Source organism: Alsobacter sp. KACC 23698 (assembly GCF_045348435.1).
Classification (GTDB): Bacteria; Pseudomonadota; Alphaproteobacteria; order Rhizobiales; family Beijerinckiaceae; genus Alsobacter.
The window spans coordinates 443,041-459,935 of the sequence record NZ_CP157484.1; the positions used below are offsets into that span (position 1 = coordinate 443,041).

At 73.4% G+C, this 16,895-nt stretch carries 17 protein-coding genes; 4 read left to right on the top strand and 13 right to left on the bottom strand.

From position 1 onward, the window contains the following. Positions 1–40: 40 nt before the first annotated feature. On the bottom strand, positions 41–259 hold the full coding sequence (locus ABEG18_RS01950; RefSeq protein WP_406856416.1) for a hypothetical protein: 219 nt from the start codon (positions 257–259) through the stop codon (positions 41–43). A 166-nt stretch (positions 260–425) separates the two neighbouring features. Here ABEG18_RS01950 and ABEG18_RS01955 point away from each other — a divergent pair, with 166 nt between their 5' ends. Beyond that, the gene (locus tag ABEG18_RS01955; protein ID WP_406856417.1) at positions 426–836 is read left to right on the top strand and encodes a DUF2177 family protein; all 411 of its coding nucleotides are present in this window, start codon (positions 426–428) and stop codon (positions 834–836) included. Between the two features lie 5 nt (positions 837–841). On the opposite strand, the gene ABEG18_RS01960 is transcribed toward ABEG18_RS01955, so the two are convergent. The 5 genes from ABEG18_RS01960 to ABEG18_RS01980 form a co-directional block, all read right to left on the bottom strand. Next, positions 842–1,792, bottom strand: a complete 951-nt coding sequence (locus ABEG18_RS01960; protein ID WP_406856418.1) for an isoaspartyl peptidase/L-asparaginase family protein — start codon at positions 1,790–1,792, stop codon at positions 842–844. A 75-nt stretch (positions 1,793–1,867) separates the two neighbouring features. Further along, the gene (locus ABEG18_RS01965) at positions 1,868–2,869 is read right to left on the bottom strand and encodes a Gfo/Idh/MocA family protein (protein WP_406856419.1); all 1,002 of its coding nucleotides are present in this window, start codon (positions 2,867–2,869) and stop codon (positions 1,868–1,870) included. Then, the gene (locus ABEG18_RS01970) at positions 2,869–3,837 is read right to left on the bottom strand and encodes a zinc-binding dehydrogenase (protein ID WP_406856420.1); all 969 of its coding nucleotides are present in this window, start codon (positions 3,835–3,837) and stop codon (positions 2,869–2,871) included. Before ABEG18_RS01970 ends, ABEG18_RS01965 begins: the two co-directional genes overlap by 1 nt. A gap of 156 nt (positions 3,838–3,993) precedes the next feature. Next, on the bottom strand, positions 3,994–4,686 hold the full coding sequence (locus ABEG18_RS01975) for a response regulator (protein ID WP_406856421.1): 693 nt from the start codon (positions 4,684–4,686) through the stop codon (positions 3,994–3,996). Then, on the bottom strand, positions 4,683–6,230 hold the full coding sequence (locus ABEG18_RS01980; RefSeq protein WP_406856422.1) for a DUF4118 domain-containing protein: 1,548 nt from the start codon (positions 6,228–6,230) through the stop codon (positions 4,683–4,685). Before ABEG18_RS01980 ends, ABEG18_RS01975 begins: the two co-directional genes overlap by 4 nt. Before the next feature lie 179 nt (positions 6,231–6,409). Here ABEG18_RS01980 and ABEG18_RS01985 point away from each other — a divergent pair, with 179 nt between their 5' ends. Continuing rightward, positions 6,410–8,326, top strand: a complete 1,917-nt coding sequence (locus tag ABEG18_RS01985) for a potassium transporter Kup (RefSeq protein WP_406858514.1) — start codon at positions 6,410–6,412, stop codon at positions 8,324–8,326. A 13-nt stretch (positions 8,327–8,339) separates the two neighbouring features. Here ABEG18_RS01985 and ABEG18_RS01990 read toward each other — a convergent pair whose 3' ends face one another. Continuing rightward, the gene (locus tag ABEG18_RS01990) at positions 8,340–9,455 is read right to left on the bottom strand and encodes a M14 family metallopeptidase (RefSeq protein ID WP_406856423.1); all 1,116 of its coding nucleotides are present in this window, start codon (positions 9,453–9,455) and stop codon (positions 8,340–8,342) included. Between the two features lie 38 nt (positions 9,456–9,493). Continuing rightward, positions 9,494–10,831, bottom strand: coding sequence for a cobyrinate a,c-diamide synthase (locus ABEG18_RS01995; RefSeq protein ID WP_406856424.1), 1,338 nt, complete (start codon positions 10,829–10,831; stop codon positions 9,494–9,496). Positions 10,832–10,962: 131 nt separating this feature from the next. Here ABEG18_RS01995 and ABEG18_RS02000 point away from each other — a divergent pair, with 131 nt between their 5' ends. Beyond that, positions 10,963–12,078 carry a cobalt-precorrin-5B (C(1))-methyltransferase gene (locus ABEG18_RS02000; RefSeq protein WP_406856425.1) on the top strand — a complete coding sequence of 372 codons (1,116 nt, stop codon included), beginning with the start codon at positions 10,963–10,965 and terminating at the stop codon, positions 12,076–12,078. A gap of 120 nt (positions 12,079–12,198) precedes the next feature. On the opposite strand, the gene cobM is transcribed toward ABEG18_RS02000, so the two are convergent. Genes cobM through cbiE form a run of 3 tightly spaced genes read right to left on the bottom strand, consistent with a single transcriptional unit; the run spans position 12,199 to position 14,623 of the window. After that, a complete protein-coding gene (cobM, locus tag ABEG18_RS02005) occupies positions 12,199–12,978 on the bottom strand; it encodes a precorrin-4 C(11)-methyltransferase (protein ID WP_406856426.1) in 780 nt (259 codons plus the stop codon). Continuing rightward, positions 12,975–13,382, bottom strand: coding sequence for a cobalamin biosynthesis protein (locus ABEG18_RS02010; protein WP_406856427.1), 408 nt, complete (start codon positions 13,380–13,382; stop codon positions 12,975–12,977). Before ABEG18_RS02010 ends, cobM begins: the two co-directional genes overlap by 4 nt. Further along, on the bottom strand, positions 13,379–14,623 hold the full coding sequence (gene cbiE / locus ABEG18_RS02015; protein WP_406856428.1) for a precorrin-6y C5,15-methyltransferase (decarboxylating) subunit CbiE: 1,245 nt from the start codon (positions 14,621–14,623) through the stop codon (positions 13,379–13,381). The genes ABEG18_RS02010 and cbiE overlap by 4 nt, the downstream gene beginning before the upstream one ends. Positions 14,624–14,649: 26 nt before the next feature. Here cbiE and ABEG18_RS02020 point away from each other — a divergent pair, with 26 nt between their 5' ends. Then, positions 14,650–15,396 (top strand): cobalt-precorrin-6A reductase, encoded by a 747-nt coding sequence (locus ABEG18_RS02020; protein WP_406856429.1) that lies wholly within the window; start codon positions 14,650–14,652, stop codon positions 15,394–15,396. Here the strand turns inward: ABEG18_RS02020 and cobJ are convergent. Both cobJ and ABEG18_RS02030 read right to left on the bottom strand, forming a co-directional pair. Beyond that, positions 15,378–16,151 (bottom strand): precorrin-3B C(17)-methyltransferase, encoded by a 774-nt coding sequence (gene cobJ, locus ABEG18_RS02025; RefSeq protein ID WP_406856430.1) that lies wholly within the window; start codon positions 16,149–16,151, stop codon positions 15,378–15,380. The two genes, ABEG18_RS02020 and cobJ, sit on opposite strands and share 19 nt — an antisense overlap. Beyond that, positions 16,148–16,894, bottom strand: a complete 747-nt coding sequence (locus ABEG18_RS02030) for a precorrin-2 C(20)-methyltransferase (RefSeq protein WP_406856431.1) — start codon at positions 16,892–16,894, stop codon at positions 16,148–16,150. The genes cobJ and ABEG18_RS02030 overlap by 4 nt, the downstream gene beginning before the upstream one ends. Position 16,895 lies beyond the last annotated feature (1 nt).

Genomic DNA, 16,895 nt, shown 5'->3' on the forward strand with positions numbered 1-16,895 from the left:
GCGCCCCGGCTGCGCTCCCGCCGGGAGCGCGGCCGCAGCCTCAGTGCGTGTCTTCGAAGACCTTGCGCTCGGCCTCGGTGAGCAGCGCTCCCGTCTGGGCGAACCGGAAGCGCATGAAGCGGGCCGCTTCGGGCAGCTCGATCGCGCCGCCGCAGCGCATGCAGAGCAGCTTGTTGTCGGTCTTGGCCCAGGTGAACAGGCTGGGAGTCCTGTTGCCGCAGCCCGGGCAGGGCTTCTGGAATTCAGCGAACTCGAACATCGCGAGCACCCGCGAGTGGACGCGCCCCCCGATCGCACTCTGCCGCAAGTGGAGGGCTGCGTCGAATCACCCTCTCGTGCCCGCCGTCGTGATCCAGCTTGGCGTCCGGTACGCACACAGGAGGCGTCCGACCTTCCGGCCGCGCTTTCGGAGCGGACGTTCGGGCATGAAGCGAGCCATCATCCTCTATCTCTGCGCGGCGGCCGTGATGCTGCCCCTCGATCTCGCCTGGCTGTCGATCGTGGCGCGCAAGTTCTACGTGGAGCAGATCGGCGCGCTGCTGCTCGACAAGCCCAACCTGCCGGTCGCCGCCGCCTTCTACCTGCTCTATGTCGTCGGCATCGTCATCTTCGCCATGATGCCGGCCGTGCGCTCGGGCCAATGGACCGACGCGGCGCTCTATGGCGCGCTGTTCGGCTTCTTCGCCTACGCCACCTACGACCTCACCAACTGGGCGACGCTGCGCGGCTACACGCCCGCCATGGCGCTGGTCGACATCGCCTGGGGCGCGACCGTGACGGCGGTCTCGGCCACGGTCGCCTATTTGCTGGCCCGACGCTTCGCCGACCTCTCCTGAGCGGCTCAGCCGGCCGGCCCGAGCGCGAAGACCTCGTCATGGGTGGCGACGCTGAGGCGTCCGTCCGCCCCGATCCAGCCGCGGAACATGCCGTCGGTGTTGTAGGGCGCGGCGATGCGCCCTTGCGCGTCGATGGCGACGAGCCCGGCTCCGATCCGATGGGGCGCCAGGTCCTCCATGACGACGTGGCGCGCGGCCGTCTCGACGTCCTCGCCCAGATAGGCCATGCGGCTGGCGATCTCGTGCCCGACCACATGGCGGATGAAGTACTCGCCCTTGCCGGTGCCCGACACCGCGCAGACGCCGTCGCGCGCATAGGTCCCGGCGCCGATGACCGGGCTGTCGCCGACGCGGCCGACCGGCTTGTTGGTGAACCCGCCCGTCGAGGTGGCGGCGGCCAGATGGCCCTTCGCGTCGAGCGCGACCGCCCCGACGGTGCCGTGCTTCTCGGCCTCGCTGGCCTCGGCCGCCGTCCCGGCGCGCAGGCGCGCCTGCATGGAGGCGAGCGCGTCCCGGCGCCGCGGGGTGCCGAAATAGGCGGGGTCCTCGACCGCCAGGCCGGCCGCGGCGGCGAAGCGGTCGGCGGCGTCGCCCGTCAGCATCACGGTCTCGCCGCCCTCCATCAGCGCACGGGCGGCCCGGACGGGGTTGCGGATGCGCCGCGCCGCGCAGACCGCGCCGGCGCCCAGCGTGGCGCCGTCCATGATGGCGGCGTCGAGTTCGTTCTCGCCGGCGGCGTTGAAGGCGGCCCCATGGCCGGCGTTGAAATGCGGCGAGTCCTCCATCGTCGTCACGGCGGCCTCGACCGCGTCGACGGCGCTCCCGCCGGCCTGCAGGCGGGCCCAGCCCGCCCGGAGCGCCCGCGCCAGGTCCTCGCGCGCGGCGCGCCACTCGTCCTCCGAGAGGCCGAGCTTGGCCATCACCCCGCATCCGCCATGGATCGCTATCGCCGGCATGTCGTCCTCGTCCGTCAGTGTGGGTCGCGGCAGGCGCGGGGCCGAATCGCCCGAGGCTCGCACGAGCCGGGCCGATCAGGAACCGGCGCGCCCGTAGATCCGGTCGAGGACGCGGCTGATGTCCACGAGCCGTGAGGCTTGCGGGTCGAACCGTTCGCCGGCCGCCAGCCGGCGGGCCCAGTCGGCCGCCGCCCGGCCGCCCCAGGCGTCCGGCGGCGCGGCGAGCTCCTCCCGGGCGGTCCCGCGGAAGCGCTCGGCGCGGAAGTCGTAGAAGGAGCCGTCGACGTTGCGCAGCGCCGCGCCGCCCTCTGTCCCATAGAAGGCGGCCGAGATGATGGCGTCGCAGCCGGCCTGCAGCCGCCACGAACAGGCGAGCTGGACCACCGCGCCGGTCTCCAGCGTGAGGGACGCGACGGCGTAGTCCTCCACCCGGTCGGCGTGGCCGGCCAGCGGCTCGCCCCCGGCGAAGAGCGAGCTGGTCGCGCCGGTCACGCCGGGAAAGCCCAGCGTCCACAGCGCCAGGTCGACGAGGTGGACGCCGAGATCCATGACGCAGCCGCCGCCCGACTGGGCCGGATCGTAGAACCACGGCTTGTCCGGCCCATAGGCGTTGTGGAAGACGAGGTCGACCGCGTAGACGCGCCCCAGTCCCCCCGAGGCGACCACGTCGCGGATCTTCGCCATGCCCTCGGTGAAGCGGTAGGAGAGGTCGACGCAGAGCAGGCGGTCGGCCCTGCGGGCCGCCTCCACCACGGCTGCGGCCTCCGCGGCCGTGCGGCCGAGAGGCTTCTGGCAGAACACCGCGACGCCGCGCTCCAGCGCCCGGATCGCCTGCTCGGCGTGCAGCGCGCTCGGGGTGGCGATGACGACGCCGTCGACCCCGGCGTCCAGCAGGTCGTCCAGCGTGGCGGCCTGCAGGGCGTCCGGGGCGAGGCGCCCGGCTTCCTGCGCCATCTCGGGCGAGGGGTCGGCGACGGCGGCCGCCTCGACGAGCCCGGTCTCCAGGATGGCCTGCATGCGGTGGCGGCCGATCCAACCGACGCCGAGAAAGCCGATGCGGGGGCGACGCGCCGCCATCAGAAGGTCACCAGCGCCTTGAGGAAGCCGTCCGGCCGGTCGCGCGTGGCGTCCAGGGCCTCGCCCAGCCGCTCCAGCGGGAAGCGGTGCGTGTAAAGGCCCGACGGGTCCAGCCGGCCGGACGCCACCGCGTCGACCGCCTCGCGGATGCCCTGCATGTAGACCTTCGGGTCGCGCTCATGGGCGTTGATGACGTCGAGGCCGCGCCAGTTCCACAGCCACATGTTCACCTGGCGCGGCCCGTCCTGGTGGTAGCCGGCCACGATCAGCCGTCCGCGCTCGCGGGTGATCTCGGCCGCGAGGTCGAGCGGCCATTGCTTGCCGACCGCCTCGATGACCCGGTCGCAGAAGACGCCGCCCGTGAGGTCCTTCACCCGGGCGATGATGGCGTTGTGATCCTCCATCGGGATCGTCTCGGCCGCCCCCATGCGCCGCGCGAGGTCGAGCGAGTACGCCCGGCGCGAAATGGCGATGACCCTGGCCCCGGCCTCCGTGGCGAGGCGGGTCAGGATGGCCCCGAGAAAGCCGACGCCGACGATGGCGACGGTCTGGCCGGCCTCCACGCCGCTGCGCTGGAAGATGTTCATGGCGCAGCCCAGCGGCTCGCCGGGGAAGGGCTGTCCGGCCAGAGCGTCCGGGAGCCTGACGACGTTCCGGGCGTCCGCCACGTCGTATTCGGCGTAGCTCCTGAAGGAGAGCGCCGCGACCCGGTAGCCGAGGGCGAGCCCCTGGACGCCTTCGCCCAGCGCGTCGACGACGCCCCAGCCCTCATGGCCGAGATCGCCCGGCTGGGTCGGAAACTCCATCCAGTCCGGCCCGGCCCAGGGCGTCAGGTTGGAGGCGCAGACGCCGCAGCCTTCGAGACGGATCCGGACCTGCCCGGCCCCGGGGACCGGAAGGGGAGCCTCGACCACGGTCGCCCGCCCGGGGGCCTCCAGGCGGGCCGCCCGCATCGTCCCGGCGCTCATCGGACGGCGCCCCGGGTCCTTGAGCGACGCGGGGCGGAAGGCGCGGGCGAAGGAAGCATGGGGACCGTCTCGCTGGAGGCTGACACGGGCGCAAACGCGTCACGGCCGGGAAAGTTGCGCTCTAGCTACCCCGGGCCGCAGGCGGGCGCGGGGCCGTCACCCGGCGTCGGTCAGGCGGTAGCCCACGCCTGTTTCCGTCACGATGTGCTCGGGCCGTTCCGGGTCCCGCTCGATCTTCTGGCGCAGCTGGCGCACATAGATGCGCAGATACTGCACGTCGACGGTCGGCCCCCACACCTCCTGCATCAGCGCCTTGTGGGTCAGCACCCTGCCGGCGTTCAGGACCAGGACCCGCAGGATCGCCCACTCCTTGTTGGACAGCTTCACGTCGACGCCGCCGACCTGGACGATTCGGCGCGTGAGGTCGACGAGGAGGTCGCCGCTGCGGAACACCGCTTCGGCCCCCTGCTGCTGGACGCGGTGGCGCAGCGCCGTGCGAATACGGGCGACCAGCTCGGCCATGCCGAAGGGCTTGGTGACATAGTCGTCGGCCCCGAGGTCCAAGGCCTCCACCTTGCCCCGCTCGTCGTCCCGGCTCGAGAGCACGATGATGGGCGTGGGGTCGCCCGAGGCGCGCAGGCGGCGGATCACCTCCAGGCCGCCGATGTCCGGCAGGCCGAGATCGAGCAGGATCGCGTCGGGCGCGTCGCGGGCGGCCGCGGCGAGCGCGGCGGCTCCGGTGGCGGCCTCCAGCACGCGGTAGCCCTGCGCGCCGAGGCTCGTGCGCAGGAGCCGGCGGATCGGACCCTCGTCGTCGACGACCAGCAGCGGGATGGCGGGCGTGGTCATGCGTCGGCTCCAGGGGCCGGGGAGGCGAGCGTCAGCGGGAAGGCCAGCGTGAACACGGCGCCGCGCCCTCCAGGCCCGTTGCGCGCCGAAACGGACCCGCCCAGGGCTTCCACGAAGCCGCGAACGATCGCCAGCCCGAGCCCGGTCCCGGCCGGCCGCGGCCCCGCCGCCGGGGCGCGATAGAACAGGTCGAACACCCGCTCGGGCGCGTCGGCCGGCAAGCCCGGCCCCTCGTCGGCGACCTCGATCCTGACCGCGTCCGCCTGGACCTTGGCCGAGAGCGTCACGGCGGAGCCCGCCGGCGCATATTTGACCGCATTGTCGACCAGATTGACGAGCGCCTGTTCGAGCAGCGTGGCGTCGAGATCCAGGAGCGGGAGCTCGCCGGCGACCTGCACGACGATCCGGTGGTCCCTGGTCAGCGCCGCCGTGCGCCGCAGCGCCGCCCCGATCGCTTCGCCCACATCGGTCGTCTCGCGATGGAGCCGGACGGCGCCGGCCTCCAGCCGCGTCATGTCCAGGAGGTTGCCGACGAAGCGGGTCATGCGTTCGGCCTCCTCCTGGATCGTGGCGGCGAGTTCGTCGCGCGAGGCCGCGTCGTAGAGCGCGCCATACTCGCGCAGCGCCGTGATCGCGCCCGTGATGGAGGCGAGCGGCGTCTTCAGGTCATGCGAAAGCGAGTTCAGCAGGGCCGAGCGCAACCGCTCCGCCTCCGCGGCGAGCCGCGCCTCGTCGCGCTCCGCCGCGAGCCTGGTGCGCTCCACCGCGACGGCGATCATGTCGGCCAGCGCCCGCACGAGCCGTTCGTCCTCGGCCGACAGGGAGCCGTCCTGCGAGGGGCCCAGTCCGACCGCGCCCGTCACGCCGCGGCTGGTGCGCATGGGAAAGTAGAACCGCTCGCCGAAGCGCAGGACCTCGCGGTTCACGCCGGAGGCCCTCGCGGCGTCGCTCCAGGCCGACTGGACGGCCTGCCGCTCGAGGTCCGACGCTTCGGCTCCGGCCTGCGAGGCCGCCCCGATCTCCAGCGCGCCGGACGGGTCGCGCAGCAGCAGGATCACGTCCCGGCCCATCAGCCTGGCCACCCGGGCGACCGTGGCGCCGAGCAGGTCGTCCCCGGCCTGGGTGTCGGCGATGTCGCGGCTGAAGGCGAACAGCGCCTCGTTGGTCTCCGCCCGGCTGCGGGCTTCCAGCGCGCGCTGGCGCGCCCGGGCCGCGAGATTGCTGGTGATGACCGCCACGATGGTGAAGAAGACCAGGGCGGCGACGTGCCTGGGGTCCGACACCACGAAGGTGTAGAGCGGCGGCAGGAAGAAGAAGTTGTAGGCCAGCACGGTCGCGATCGACGCCGCGATGGAGGGCCCCAGGCCGTAGCGGGCCGCGATCGCCACGACGGCGGTCAGGAACACGAGGTCGATGTTCTCCAGGCCGAGCACGGGCTCTAACAGCTTGGCGAAGCCGAGCGCCCCCACCACCGCCAGCGCCGTGGCGGCGGCCGGGGCGAGTCCGCCCTGGCCGTTCCGTCTCTGATCCGTCCGCTGCGCCATGCCGCCCGCCCGTCTGGTCCGCGCCGTCGGGGACATGAGGGGCGCCGGTTCGAGAGCGTATAGGAAAGTCATATGTGAAAGGCCTTGAAAACCCGCTCCATGGCTGCGAGCGCCCCGGATGACGCCTAGATGCCGGGATGCGCGGGTTGATCCGCGCGGCAGGGTTCATCGTGATGAGCATCGTCGCAGAGGCGCCGTCGACCGAACGGCCGCCCGTCGTTCACTCCCCTCACGGCCCCGCCCGGGCCGGCTTCTGGACCATGATGCTGGGCAGCGTCGGCGTCGTCTATGGCGACATCGGCACCAGCCCGCTCTACGCCCTGAAGGAAAGCCTCGTCGCCGCGGCCGGCGGCGGCGCGCTGACGTCGGAGATGATCTACGGCGTGGTTTCGCTCGTGCTGTGGGCGCTGATCGTCGTGGTGACGCTGAAATACGTCCTGCTGATCCTGCGCATGGACAATGACGGGGAGGGCGGCGCCCTGACCCTGATGGCGCTGGTCCAGCGCGCCATTGGACATCAGGCGCGGCTGATCCCGATCCTCGGCATGACGGCCGCGGCGCTCTTTTATGGCGACGCCATGATCACGCCGGCGATCTCGGTGCTGTCGGCCGTCGAGGGCCTCAACCTCGCGACGCCGGCTTTCGAGCCTTACGTGATCCCGCTGAGCCTCGGGATCCTGGTGCTGCTCTTCGCCGTCCAGAGCCGCGGCACGGCGGCGGTCGCCTTCGTCTTCGGGCCGATCACGGCCGTCTGGTTCGCCGCCATGGCGATCGGCGGCGCGGTCCACATTCTTCGCTCTCCGGCGATCCTGGCGGCGATCAGCCCCGTGCATGGCCTGGCCTTCCTGGCGCAGCACGGCGTGGCGGGGCTCTTTGCGCTCGGGGCGGTCTTCCTGGCCGTCACCGGCGCGGAGGCGCTCTACGCCGACATGGGCCATTTCGGCCGCAAGCCGATCCAGACCGCATGGCTCTGCCTCGTGCTGCCGTCGCTGGCGCTGAACTATCTCGGCCAGGGCGCCCTGTTGCTGGACCGGCCCGAGGCGCTGGAAAACCCGTTCTACCTGCTCTATCCGGCCTGGGCGCTGATCCCGATGGTGGTCCTCGCCACGATGGCGACCATCATCGCCAGCCAGGCGGTGATCACCGGCGCGTTCTCGCTCACCCAGCAGGCGATCCAGCTCGGGCTTCTGCCGCGCATGGACATCCGCCGCACCTCCGAGACCGAGAAGGGGCAGATCTACATCCCGCGCATCAACTGGATGCTGCTGCTGGCGGTGGTGTTCCTCGTCTACGCCTTCAAGTCGTCCAGCGCGCTGGCCTCGGCCTATGGGATCGCGGTGACCGGCACCATGGTGGTGACGGCCGTGATGGCGTTCTTCGTGCTCTGGCGCGTGTGGGGCTGGTCTCCGGCCGCGTCCGCGCTGCTGATCGCGCCCTTCCTGGCCATCGACGCGGCGTTCCTCTTCGCCAACGCGCTGAAGCTGGTGGAAGGCGGCTGGATGCCGGTGGCGGTCGGCGCCGCCCTGATGGTCGTGATGCTGACCTGGCGCCGCGGCGCGTCCATCCTCAGCGACAAGGCGCGGCGCGAGGAGGTTCCGCTGGCGCAGTTCATCGCCGCGCTCGAGAAGCGCTCCCCGGAGCGCGTGAAGGGCACGGCCGTGTTCCTCACCGGCAACCCCGACAACGCGCCGGCGGCGCTGCTGCACAACCTCAAGCACAACAAGGTGCTGCATGAGAGGAACCTGATCCTCCACGTGGTCACCGAGGACGCGCCGCGCGTGGCCCCGGAGCGACGGGCGACGCTGGAGCCCGTGTCGGCCAGCTTCTCGCGCGTCACGCTGCGCTTCGGCTTCATGGAGACGCCGAACGTGCCGAAGGCTCTCGTGGCCTGCCGGGCGCTGGGCCTGACCTTCGACGTGATGAGCACGTCCTTCTTCATCTCCCGCCGGGCGCTGCGCCCGTCCGCCCGGTCGTTGATGCCGGCCTGGCAGGACAAGCTGTTCATCCGGCTGGCCCGCAACGCCAGCGACATGAGCGACCATTTCCGCATCCCGACGGGCCGCACCATCGAGGTCGGCTCGCAGGTCGCCGTCTAGCGGCGCGGCGCCCCTAGGGGCTGAGGAGCTTGCCGTGGCGGGTCGGGACCGTCCCGGCGACCTTGCCGAGGCGCTGGCCCGGGGTCGCGAAGCGGGCCGCCGACCGCGCGAAGAGCACGCCGGATTGCGCGCTTGCGACCGGCGTGACCGCGCCGGTCAAAGGGTCGATGAGCTCGGCCACGACCTCGCCCGCCGCCACCCTGTCGCCCGGTTCCCGCAGGTAGGACACCACGCCCGCCACCGGCGCGGTGAGCGGCTCGGACGCCGCCAGCTCGGTCGCGGCGCAGAGGGCTTCGGGAAGGGGGCCCGGCTCGCCCGCGATCACGCCGCGCCGGCGCAGGAAGCGCACCAGGGCGGCGGCGTCGCTGCGCCCGAACGCGTCGCTGACGTCGCAGGTCCCGCGCAATTCCACCGTGCAGGAGAAGCAGGCCAGCGGCGTTGGACGGCCGCCCGCGGCCGCGGCCACGTCCACCCAGGGCCGGGTCACGGCCTCGTCGAACGGGTCGTCGCCCGAGACGTCGGCGAGCAGCAGGGCGCGGCAGCCGAGCTCGGCGCTCAGCTCCTCGCCGATCCCGGCCAGCGGGGTGAGGGTGTAGAGGTGCAGCGCGGCCTCGCTGTCGCAATGCAGGTCGAGCACGATGTCGGCCGGAAGCGCCAGCCGCAGCAGCGCGTGCTTGAGTTGCTGGGCCGCCGTCTCGGCCGGCTCGGCCGCCAGCGCCTCGAGCAGCGCGTCCCGGACGATGGCGACGTTGCGGGCCGCGTCGTCGGTCAGCCGTCCCTCGACCCGCTTGGCCGCCGCGGGGCCGAGCGCCGGGAAGCCGCGGTTGAAGTTGAGGCCGTCGGAGAGGTCGAACCGGCCGATCTTGCCGCCGAGCACGCGCTGGCCGAGCCCGATGGGGTTGGCGACCGGCACGAGCACGACCTCGCCGACGATCTGGCCTTCGGCCTCCAGCCGCTCCAGCTCGGCCCGCAGATGGTGGGCCGCCATCATGCCGGGGATCTCGTCGGCGTGCAGCGCCGCCTGCACATAGGCCAGCGGCCGGGCGCCGGGCGCGCCGAAGCGCAGCGCCGTCAGGCTGCGGCGGGAGCCGGGGACGTCGGGCGGAAGGTCGATGATGTCGGTGCGCATGGGCGTGGGCCGCTGTTCTCGAGAGGGGGGAGCGCGCGTCAGTCGGCGCGCGCGATGACGTGGAAGAAGGAGCCCGTCACGAGCCTCCGCCGGCTGCCGGACGGGGCGGGAGCGGACCCGTACGCGTCCGTCACCGTCGCGAACGGGGCGTCGTCGCCCGGATCGGTGACGCTGGCGTAATGGAACTCGTGCCCGCGCAGGCGCGCGCCGGCCCGGCCTAGCGGCCCGTCTTCGGCGAGCGCCGCGTCGCGATAGCCGAGATTCATCTTGCGTCGGGCGAAGCTCGTGCGCACGCCCAGGAGCCCGGCCATCGGGTGCTCCACGCCGGCGGCGTCGGTCAGGGTCCGGCCCAGCGCCATGTAGCCGCCGCACTCGCCATGCACCGGCCGGGTCTCGGCGAAGGCCCGCAGGCCCTCCAGGAATTGGCGGTTGGCGGACAGCCGTCCCGCATGCAGCTCCGGGTAGCCGCCGGGAAGCCAGCAGACGTCGCAGTCGGACGCCGGCGGCTCGTCCGCGAGCGGCGCGAAGGGGAGGACCTCGGCCCCGGCCGCCCTCCAGCCCTGCAGCAGGTGCGGGTACATAAACGAGAAGGCGTCGTCGCGGGCCAGCGCGATCCGCTGCCCGGGCGGGCGCAGGGCCAGTCCGTCCGATCGGTCCGCCCCGGTCGACTCGAAGGGGGAAGGGCGGGCGGAGGCCCGGATGGCGTCGAGATCCAGATGGGCTTCGACCAGGTCCGCCATGGCGTCGAGGCGGGCGTCGAGGCCGCTCGTCTCGCTCGCCTGCACGAGCCCGAGATGGCGCTCCGGCAGGCTGATCGCCTCCGAGCGGGGCAGGGCGCCGAAGACGGGAACGCCCAGCGCCTCCACCGCGTCGCGCACCAGCCTGATGTGGCGGGCGCTGCCAGCCTTGTTGACGACCACCCCGGCGAGCCGGACCCGCGCGTCATAGGTCGCGCAGCCTTTCACGATCGCGGCGGCGGACTGCGACTGGCCGCTCACGTCCAGGACGAGCAGCATCGGCCAGCCCAGCGCGGCGGCGACGTCGGCGGAGGATCCCGAGCGGCCCGGCGCCGCCGGTACGCCGTCGAACAGGCCCATGAGGCCCTCGCAGAGCGCCAGGTCGGCGTCGGCCGTCACGCCCGCGGCGAGGCCCGACAACAGCGCCGGCGGCATCGACCAGGCGTCCAGGTTCAGGCTCGGGCGGCCGGTCGCGACGGCGTGGAAGGCGGGGTCGATGTAGTCCGGCCCGCATTTCGCGCCGGTGACGCGCAGGCCCCGCCGCGCGAAGGCCCGCAACAGTCCGAGGGTCACGGTGGTCTTGCCGCTCGACGAGCGGGGGGCGACGATCACGAGGCCGGGCGTGGGATGCGCAGTCATGCCGTATCCCTGCGCGAAAGCGGCTGGGCCTTCAAGGCTCTTGCGAGAAGAGCTTTGCGCCTTGGCCGCATCGCGCTAGGACCGCAGCCATGAGCTTTCGGCCATGAGCTTTCGGCGATGAGCGTCCGGGCATGAGCGAGCCCCCGAGCGACACCGAGCGTCCCCATCCCCAGCTGCGCCGGGGCTGGACCACGGGCGCCTGCGCGACGGCCGCCACCCGCGCCGCGTTCGAGGCGCTCGTCACCGGCCATTTCCCCGACCCCGTCGCCATCGCCCTGCCGAACGGCTCGCGGCCCGCTTTCGCGCTGGCGACGACCGGGCTTTCGGGAGAGGCCGCGACGGCGGGCGTCGTCAAGGACGCCGGCGACGACCCGGACGTCACCCATGGGGCCCTGGTGGTCGCGACGGTGCGCCGCGGGCCGCCGGGCACCGGCGTGACCTTCAGGGCCGGACCGGGCGTCGGCATGGTCACCCGCCCGGGCCTGCCGATTCCGCCCGGCGAACCGGCCATCAACCCGGTCCCGCGGGAGATGATGCGCCTGGCGGTGGCCGAGGCGTCCGCCCTGCTGGGCGCGCCCGGCGACGTCGTGGTCGAGATCTCCATCCCGGGCGGCGAGGCGCTGGCGCAGCGCACGCTGAATGGCCGGCTCGGCATCGTGGGCGGGCTCTCCATCCTGGGCACCACCGGCATCGTCACGCCCTATTCCTGCGCGGCCTGGATCCACACCATCCACCGCGGCGTCGACGTGGCCCGGGCCGTGGGGCTGGACCATGTGGCGGGCGCGACCGGTTCGACCTCGGAGGCCGCCGTCCAGCGCCTGCACGGGTTGGAGGACGCCGCCCTGATCGACATGGGCGACTTCGTCGGCGGCATGCTGAAATATCTCCGCCGCCACCCCGTGCGGCGCGTCACGGTGGCGGGCGGCTTCGCCAAGATGACGAAGCTCGGCCAGGGGCTCCTGGACCTGCATTCGCGCCGCGGCGAGGTCGATCTCGGCTGGCTGGCGGACCGCATCCGCGACGCGGGCGGGGGCGAGGACCTGGCCCGCGCCGCCGAGACCGCGAACGCGGCCAACGAAGTGCTTCAGCGCGCCCGGGACGCGCGGGTGGACCTGCCCGCCGCGGTGGCCGAGGCGGCGTGGCGCACCGCCGCCAAGGCGCTGGCCGGCGCGGATGCGCAGCTCGAGGTCGTGGTCTTCGACCGCCAGGGCGCGCTCGTGGCCCGCACGCCGTTCAGGCGGGTCTAGATCGGGTCCCGACCTGATTGCATCAGGTCGGCCGCTCTCGTTCCTTGATAAGGCATCATCTTTTTCCACCAACCGGTGTCTGCTTGGTGGGATGATGCTCTAGATGTGGAGCCTCAAAAGCTAGGCTTCGCCCGTTCCGCGCCAGCCGGGCGTGCGGAAGCGGCGCGCATAGTCGGCGTCATAGAGGGCGCTGTTGCGGAAATCCTCGCTGCCCAGCGCCCGCCCGACCAGGATTACGGCCGTGCGCTCCATGGGCGAGCGGGCCGCCTCCGCGGCGATGTCGCCCAGCGTCCCGCGCAGGATGCGCTCGTCCGGCCAGGACGCCCTGTACACGATCGCCACCGGGCAGTCCGGCCCGTAATGCGGCGTCAGCTCCGCCACGACGCGGTCGAGCGCGTGCACGGAGAGGTGGATCGCCAGGGTCGCGCCGGTCCGGGCGAAGGCCGACAGCGTCTCGCCTTCCGGCATCGACGAGGCGCTCCCGGAGGTGCGGGTGAGCACCACCGACTGGGCCACTTCGGGCAGCGTCAATTCGCGCCCCAGCGCCGCCGCAGCGGCCGCGAAGGAGGGCACGCCCGGCGTGATCGTGTAGGCGATCCCGCGCTCGCGCAACAGCCGCAGCTGCTCGCCCATGGCGCTCCACACGGAGAGGTCGCCGGAGTGGAGGCGCGTCACGTCCTGGCCCGCCGCCTCGGCGCGTTCATACTCCGCGGCGATCGCCTCCAGCGACAGCGGCGCCGTGTCGACGATGCGCGCCCCCGGCGGGCAATGCGCCAGGATCTCGCGCGGCACCAGCGAGCCGGCGTAGAGGCAGACCGGGCATCGGGCCACGAGGTCGCGCCCGCGCACCGTGATGAGGTCCGGCGCGCCCGGGCCGGCGCCGATGAAATGCACGGTCATGACCGCTCTCCCCTTTGCGAAACCGCGATGGCGCAGGTCGCGCCGTCCTGGCTGACGCGCGGCGCCAGCAGCCGGGATCCCGGCCCGGCCCCGGCCAGCGCCGCCGTCTCGGCCACGGATGGCACGCCGAACAAGGCGACCACCCGTTCCGAGCGCGTCAGCGCAGCGGGCGCGGCCGCTTCCAGCGCGGCGCGCGGCAGATAGACGAGCGGCAGCCCCAGCGCGACGGCGGCGGCCGCGATGCCGGGTTCGGCCTGCTTGTCCACGATGGTGAACAGCGCCGCCGTCCCGTCCGCCGCCCCGGCGTGCAGGGACAGGACCCGCCGCACCAGCGCGGCGACGGCCTCCGCCGCGCAGCCCTTGCGGCAGCCCACCCCGATGGCCAGCGCCGGGCCGGCGCTCATGGCCGCCCCGGTCCCTTGCTGACCGCCCACTGGACGACCGGCATGGCCGGCCGCCAGCCATGAAACGGCCCGACCGCGTCAGCCCGGGCGATCTGGACGGAGACGAGGTCGCCGCCGAAGCGCCGATGCCGGGCGATGAGCTCGGCCTGCGTCTCCAGCGTCACCGCATTGACCACGAACCGCCCGCCGTCCGGCAGGGCCGCCCAGGCCGCGTCGAGCACCGCGGGATCGGTCGCGCCGCCGCCGACGAACACGGCGTCGGGCGGGGGAAGGCCGTCGAGCGCCGCCGGCGCGCGGCCCTCGCGGATCGAAAGGTCGGGCACGCCGAGCGCCAGCGCGTTGCGGGCGATGCGGGCGGCCCTGTCCGGCCGGGCCTCGACGGCGACGGCGCGGTTGGCGGGATGGCGCAGCATCCACTCCACCGCGACCGAGCCCGAGCCGGCGCCCACGTCCCAGAGGAGCTGGCCTCGTCGCGGCGCCAAAGCCGACAGCGTCATGGCCCGGATCTCGCGCTTGGTGATCTGCCCGTCCGTCTCGAACAGGGCGTCGGGCAGCCCGGCCGCGAGGCTTAGGACTGCGGCGTCGCGGTCCGCCACGATTTCGACCGCGACGAGGTTGAGCGGATCGACCTCCTGGAGCGCAAAGTCCTGCGCCGCCATTGTGGTGAGCCGTTCGCGGGGGCCGCCCATGGCCTCGCAGACGGTGAGGCGCGAGCGCCCCATGCCGTGGGCGCTGAGATGCGCGGCGAGGCGGGCCGGGGTCGAGCCGTCCCAGGACAGCGCCAGGATGCGCGCGCCGGGCTGCAGATGCGGGGCGATCCGCTCGAAGGCGCGGCCGTGCAGCGACACCAGCGCGCAGTCCTGCAGGGCCCAGCCGAGCCGGGCCGCCGCCAGGCTGAAGGCCGACGGGGCCGGGAGGCAGACCACCTCCTCGGCGTCCACATGGGGCGCCAGGGTGGCCCCGACCCCATAGAAGAACGGGTCGCCGCTGGCCAGGACGCAGACCGGCCGGCCGCGCTGCTCCAGGATGCGCGGGACGGCGTCGGTCAGCGGCGACGGCCACGTCATGCGCCGGCCGGGGCCGACCCCCTCGACGAAGGCGAGGTGCCGCTCTCCGCCGACCACGAGTTCCGCTTGCTCGATCAGCCGGCGTGCGGCAGGAGAGAGGCCGTCGAGGCCGTCCTCGCCGATGCCGACGATCGACAGCCAGCGCTGCGGCGCGGCCTCCGGGTCCGGCGTCATGCGGGCCTCCGGGATGGGTTCGATCGATGCGCGTCATGGTCCTGGGCGGAACGACGGAAGCGAGCGCGCTGGCGCGCCGCCTCGCCGGCCGGCCCGACATCGACGCCGTGCTTTCGCTGGCCGGGCGCACCAGCGCGCCGGCGGCGGCCCCGCTGCGGACGCGCATCGGCGGGTTCGGAGGACCGGCGGGCCTCGCCGAGGTCCTGCGCCGGGACGGCTTCGATGCCGTGGTGGACGCCACCCACCCGTTCGCGGCGCAGATGTCCCGCCACGCCGCCCTGGCCTGCGCCGAGGCCGGGACCCCGCTGGTCGTCCTCACCCGCCCGGCCTGGACGCCCGGCGAGGGCGACCGCTGGATCGAGGCGCCGGACATGGACCAGGCCGTCGAGGCGCTCGGGCCCGAGCCTCGCACCGTGTTCCTGACCGTGGGCCGCCTCTCCCTGCCGGCCTTCGCGGCGGCTCCGCAGCACCGCTACGTGGTGCGCAGCATCGACCCGCCGGACGGGCTGGAGCGGCTGCCCCGGCGCGAGCTCATGCTGGCGCGGGGCCCCTTCGGGGTCGACGACGAGGAGGAGCTGATGCGCCGGACAGGCGTCGACGTCGTCGTCACCAAGAACAGCGGCGGCGGCGCGACCTCCGCCAAGCTGGAGGCGGCGCGCCGGCTCGGCGTTCCGGTCGTAATGGTGGCGCGGCCGCCCGCTCCCGATGTCCCGCGGCTGCACGACGTCGAGGCCGTGATGGCCTGGCTGGAGGCTCACCGCCCGGCTCCGTAGCTGCGCGGGGTGTAGAGCCAGGGCCGGTCCGCCCCCGGCCGCTCCAGCAGCCGCGTCTCGCTGGACCCGACGAGCACGAGGGTGCTCATGTCGGCCAGAGCCGGGTCGGCCTGCGCCAGGGTGGTGAGGACGATGCGCTCGTCCGGGCGCCCCACCGCCCGCGCGAAGGCGACCGGCGCGGCGCCGTCCTGGCAGGCCCGCAGCAGCGCGAAGGCCTCGTGGATTCGCCCAGGGCGGGCCTTCGAGGCGGGGTTGTAGAGGGCGATTACGAAATCGCCCTGCGCCGCCGCCGTGAGCCGGCGCGCGATGACGGACCAGGGCTTCAGGTTGTCGGACAGCGAGATGGCGCAGAAGTCGTGTCCCAGCGGCGCGCCGAGCCGGGCGGCTGCGGCCTGCATGGCGCTGACGCCCGGCAGCACCCGGATGTCGAGGCCGCGCCACTCCGCCGGACCGGCCTCGACCGCCTCAAAGACGGCCGACGCCATGGCGAACACGCCCGGATCGCCGCCCGAGACGACGGCGACGCTCCGCCCCTCGGCGGCGAGCGTCAGCGCGTGGCGGGCGCGGTCCACCTCGACGCGGTTGTCGCTGGCGTGGCGCACGAGGCCCGGCCGCTCGAGGACGCGGTCCACATAGGGGCCGTAGCCGACGACGTCGGTCGCGTCGGCGAGCGCCTGGGAGGCCTCCGGCGTCAGCCAGTCCGGCCCGGCGGGGCCGAGGCCCGCCACCACGAGGCGGCCCGGTCCGGCGCTCATGGACGCCGTCCCTCGCCCGGGACCAGGATCATCGAAAAATAGGGCGCCTCGTCGTCGAGCTTTTCGGCGAGCGGCAGGATCTTCTGCTCCGCCATGGTGCCGCGCTCCACATAGATGGCGCGCGACAGCAGCCCGGCGTCCGCGATGGCGGCGCGGACCTTGGCGAAGTTCTGGCCGATCTTCATCACCACGGCGGCGTCGGTGCGGGCGAGCCGCGCCACGAGCGCGTCGCGGCTCAGCGTGCCCGGCAGGACGGTGAGCACGTCGTCTCCCCAGGTGATCGGCGCGCCCGCCGCGGTCCAGCAGCCCGACATGCCGGTCACGCCCGGGCAGATCGAGACCCGGAACCGGTCCCGCAGGCGCATATAGATGTGCATAAAGGAGCCATAGAAGAGAGGGTCGCCCTCGCACAGCAGCGCCACGTCGCGCCCGGCGTCCAGATGGGCCGCGATGGCCTCCGACGCCTCGGCGTAGAAGCCCGACAGGCTGGCGACATACTCAGGTGAGTCGAAGGGCGCCTCGACGGTCATCGGATAGACGAGCCGCAGCTCCTCGCTGCCCGGCTTCAGCCAGCTTTCCACGATGGTGCGGGCGTTGCCGCGTCGGCCCTTCTTGCAGAAATAGGCCACGACGGGGCTCGACTGCACGGCCTTGACGGCCTTGACGGTGAGGAGCTCCGGGTCGCCCGGGCCGAGCCCGACGCCGTGCAGAACGCCCGCGGAGGGAGAGGGGAGCGGCTCCATG